4 protein-coding genes and 2 pseudogenes are annotated in these 4308 nt (G+C 63.9%); all 6 read right to left on the reverse strand.

Features of this window, described 5'->3' with window-relative positions:
* Positions 1–443 (reverse strand): annotated as a pseudogene (locus VF794_RS40035) (RTX toxin); the annotation flags it as partial.
* A gap of 379 nt (positions 444–822) precedes the next feature.
* The gene (locus VF794_RS40040; protein ID WP_331119044.1) at positions 823–1518 is read right to left on the reverse strand and encodes a hypothetical protein; all 696 of its coding nucleotides are present in this window, start codon (positions 1516–1518) and stop codon (positions 823–825) included.
* A 359-nt stretch (positions 1519–1877) separates the two neighbouring features.
* Positions 1878–2615, reverse strand: a complete 738-nt coding sequence (locus VF794_RS40045) for a DUF2490 domain-containing protein (protein ID WP_331119046.1) — start codon at positions 2613–2615, stop codon at positions 1878–1880.
* Between the two features lie 80 nt (positions 2616–2695).
* A pseudogene (locus VF794_RS40050) lies at positions 2696–2899 on the reverse strand (site-specific integrase); the annotation flags it as partial.
* Complete coding sequence (locus tag VF794_RS40055; protein ID WP_331119049.1) at positions 2863–2994, reverse strand: DUF5953 family protein; 132 nt, start codon at positions 2992–2994, stop codon at positions 2863–2865. The gene VF794_RS40055 and the pseudogene VF794_RS40050, both read right to left, overlap by 37 nt.
* Before the next feature lie 10 nt (positions 2995–3004).
* The coding region (locus tag VF794_RS40060) for an ankyrin repeat domain-containing protein (protein ID WP_331119051.1) at positions 3005–4308 on the reverse strand (1304 nt) is incomplete at its 5' end.

Consider the following 4308-nt stretch of genomic DNA (forward strand, 5'->3'; position numbering starts at 1 on the left):
ACGATGCTCACCGGGGTGTTGTCCTCGGTGAGGGTCTGGTGGGTGGAGCCCCGGAAGAGCTCGGCCCCCGAGGTGTTGGAGGCGATGGCGACGAAGGAGAGGGGCTTGTTCTTGGGGAGGAAGGGAAGCCGGCCCGTCCAGAGGCCATCGGAGCCCTTGGAAAGGCTGATGTCGCGGAAGAGTAGGGGCGTGGTGCCATCCGCTTCGCGGGCGAGGACGTCGATGCGGATGCGGGTGATGTCCTGGAAGGAGAAGCCGAGGGCGGAGACGGGAGTAGCCAGCGCGGAGGGGCCAGCGCCTTGGGAAGAGGCGAGCAGGTCGCTGGAGCCAATGGAGAAGGAGACGGTGACGGTCTCCGCTCCCTGGGAAGCGGACGGGTCCTCGGAGAGTGGGCTCTTGCAGCCCAGACCCAGCCCGAGGATGGCCAGCAACAAGAGGTGCAAGGCCGTCCGGCTCGCGGAACTGGAGGAGGAAGGTGCGGGCATTGAGGTGGCGAGGGAGCATGGGGCGTGCCAGGACGCACCCATGCGAATCCGAGGGGTTGCCCTGCGTCTCCTCGGAGGATTGGAGCGCGCCGTTCAATTCCTGAACTCGCCGTGTCGGGCCCGGTTCAAGAATCGAACTGCCGGTTCGATTCTTGAACGGGCCTCTGTGAGGGGAGCGCGCCGGCTCCTTGCTGGAGGGGCCCGGCTCCCAGGAAGTTCCCGTGGACGTGCACCTCATTCCCCCAGGCGTGCGGCCCCAGCGCCCAGCGCGGTGCTGGGGGCGCGCACGCCCTGAGGTCAGGCGCTGACCCGAACCTGCAGGGGGGCCTTGGCCTGACTACGAGAACGCACAAACATACATCAGGTAACTGTCCGCGTTGTGCCGGGCGTGGAGTGGCCTGTTCTGCGCGAGCCATTTGCAGGCTGTTTCTCCATAGAAAACACTCCTGTCTGGGACCGGGACGGCAGGAGCAGGGAAATAGCCATAGTTCTCATCCTCCACATCTTCGGTATGACTGACGAGGTGGGAGAGTTCATGGATGATGGTTCCAACCTGGGAGTCATTCGTTCCAAGCAGTGGCGCCGTATAGAATTTGGGACCAATGGTCATCCTGGCCAGGTTGTTGGCGGCCGTGATGTCCTTCAATAGTGGTGCGCTGGCATCGAAGAAGCTGGCGGCCTCGGACCCATAGATAACATCGTTTGCAACACCCGTGGCGGCTGCAACGCTTGGGGCGGAGCCGTACAGATTGGGATTGGTGAGATCCTCTCGGACCACGAGGCCCTTGAATTTGAGTTGCAGACGCATGGGCTTGAGCCGGTCGAGGACGTAGCTCCTGTTGGTCGTTGCGCCGAACCACTTCGTGAATCGAGCCTCCTCTGTGTTGTTGAGCGTGCTGAAATCATCCTTCAGTGCTTTGATGGCTTTGTCGAGGAGGATGGAAACCTTCAAATAGGCAGTTTTCACGACAGTCAGCCTCTCCACGGTCGAGAAGTTAGTGAGTTGCACTTTTCCCACAGTGAGATTCGGCATGATTGCTCCTGGTTGCTTGGACACGTGAGATGCGCGCTCCACCAAGCCGTGTGGAGCAGTGACGGCGCGCGCACTGTAAGTGAACAGTGTAGGGCGGACTGGCTGAGAAAAGCCATCCAGGTGGCGAAGTCGGCTTGCAGCTCGGCGAACGATCAAGCCCAGCACGCTGGAATCCGAGGGTCTACAGCAATGGCGACTTCAAGGGCGAGCCGGTCAGGTTCTTGTCCATACCGCTGTCCCCCCCGGTGCATCTCGAAGCTCGCGTGCATGAAGAAATCCCAGCGGGACATCTGCCAGCGCGTCGGTGGGGCTGACCTCGCTCCGCGTTTTACCTGCGAGTCGTCTGATACCCTTCTCGCTCACTCGCCCTGGCCCGTGGGCAGTTCCTTCTGGGCGATCGCCGGGATGTCCGGCGCGTAGAACAGGTAAAGGTTGAAGATGTGATCGTGCTCCCAGGCCCCCGCGGCGGATGCGCGCGAGCGCAGCATGTACCCCGTCTCCAATCGAGCGTGCTTGCTGAGAATGAACGCCAACCCGGCCGAGAGGCGGTTCTGGTTGAATCCGACGTTGAAGGGGAGCAACACCTCGTTCCAGGCATAGGGAAACCAGCTCCGCTTCGAGTCGACGGGCTGGTAGTTCACCCGGAGTTGATTGCGGTAGCGCCAGAAAGATCCCTCCGGGCGCGTCGGTGAGTAGGCGTATTCGAGGCGGTTGCGGTCATTGAGGGTGAAATCCCCGATGCGGCCGCGGAGGTTGGGCTCGAACTCGGGCCGGAACACGGTCTCGAACGTGCCCGGCCTGCCGGCGGGATCGAACTGGTTCACGTAGAACGTGAAGTGCACGGCCAGCAGCAGGTTCGGGTGCAGATCCCACAGGGGCCCCACCCGGAAGAACATCTGCCCCAGTCCACCAGGGAAGCGTGCGCCGAAGCGGGTGTCGGTGAAGAGCCGCAGGCTCTGGGGCATCCCGAATTGCCCCTCGGAGAGGGGCAGCCGGGCCTCGAACCAGTCCCAGGTTTCGACGTCCGCGAAGGCCGGGGCGGGAGCGAGGAGCACGAGGGCGAGGGCGAGGATGGCGGCGCTCAAGGGGCGTTTCATGGTGCGACCTCCTTTGTCACGACTCTCAGGAGCCTCTCAAGGGCCGAAAGAGGCCCGACGGAACACGACACTGGAGCACACATCAGTGCTCGCCATTCCGGCTCGGCGGCGTTGCTCAGGCGCTCTGCCTCCTCGAAGGTGAGGAAATCAAAGGGCGGCTTCGGCAGCTTCGCGAAGAGCCTCACGCGCGGGGCCTGTTCCATTGCCCGCTGCTCTTCCGCGACCGCCAGCAGCTTGCTCAGCACCGTCAACACGTTGTTGATGGTTTTGAGGCTGCACGCCCGCCAATCTCCGGGAAGCTCTCGTAGGCCCGTTTGAGCGCGTCCAGGTGCGCGGGGTTGTCCAAGTCGAGCGGCGTGCCCGTGAGCCCGAGGCGCACGACCTCCGTTCTACAACGGCATGCGGTCCTTCGCTCCTCCGAGCAACTCGAACGCGGCGTCCCACGTCTGGGAATCGGATTCAGCGCGCGGCGGCAGACGGTAGTGGGCGGGTCGACCGTCCTCGTCCGGGGCCTTCGGATCGGCGCCCGCGTCGAGAAGCAGCTTGAGCATCGGAAGGTCCAGCCGGCGTGCCGCGTGCCCGAGCGCGGTGTATCCGGTCAGCCCTCCCCAGTCGTTGATCGTCCGAGTCGCCCCCGCGCCCAGGAGGAGCGAGGCCATGTCCAGATTGCCAACCTCCGCAGACGTCCGCAGCGGCGTGATGCCGTCGCGGCTGCACACGTTGGGATCGGCCCCCGCCTTCACGAGCGCTTCGACTGCCGCCAATTCGTCTTCGCAGGCCGCTACCAACAAGGGGGTCCTGTCCCGCTCGACATCCCACGCGTTGACGTCCGCGCCGTGCTCAAGGAGCGCCAGGAGCACGTCGAGTTCGCCCCCATCGGAGAGTTCGTAAATGGCCACTTGCAGCGGACGCAACCCCGGCGGCTCCGGCTGCGGCTCGTTCGGATCGGCCCCCGCAGCCAGCAGCGCCTTGACCCGGGACGTATCGTGCTGCTCGATCGCTGTGTCGAGTTGGGTCATCGCTGTGTTGTGGCCCGGATCGGGCTTGCCTCCAAAGCATTTTTTCTGAATCTCCCACCGCTTCTCCAAAACTTTCTTCACGGCGTCAAGACGCAGCCGGATCCTGGAGCACGGCACCTTCTCCAGCTTCTTTTTGTTCTTCGTGTTGGGCACCTTTGGATTGTAGCGAGGGATTTCGTTGGTGAGCTGATCCTTCTCCGCTTCAAGCTTGTCGAGCAGGCTGTTCTTGCAGGTCTGGTTCGGGTAACGCGGAATCCGGTCATACTCCTCCACACTGGTGTAGGGCTTGCCCGTCGCCGGATTGGTCTCAGTCCGCCAAGAGGTGGGAACCTTGACCGCCGCAACCGGATCCGAATCAAAGTCCGGCACGACCTCCTCTGCTTCCTGACGCTCAAATTCCTCCATGAGCCGCCGTGACTCCTCCGCTACGTCCAGCAGTCGCGCCTCGTACTCCCGCTGAGCGTCGACCCACTCCGGGCGACGGTCGATCGCTGGCCCGGCGGTGCTGGAGGGGTAGAGCAGGACGAGGCCCACGAGCAACGGGCCCACCCGGGGGAGGAATTCAGCCAACGTCCTGGCGCGTCCCGCCTGCGCGACGCCCTCCGCCCCCCTCACCACCTCGGCGGCCTGCCCGCTCGCTTTCGCGGCGCGCGAGAAACGCTCGAAGGCCCGTT

This window comes from Archangium sp. (assembly GCF_036389735.1).
GTDB lineage: Bacteria > Myxococcota > Myxococcia > Myxococcales > Myxococcaceae > Archangium.

Bases quoted from the DNA above. Each gene is read 5' to 3' on its own strand.
- VF794_RS40040 (WP_331119044.1), bottom strand. From the start codon at position 1,518: ATGCCGAATCTCACTGTGGGAAAAGTGCAACTCACTAACTTCTCGACC.
- VF794_RS40045 (WP_331119046.1), bottom strand. From the start codon at position 2,615: ATGAAACGCCCCTTGAGCGCCGCCATCCTCGCCCTCGCCCTCGTGCTC.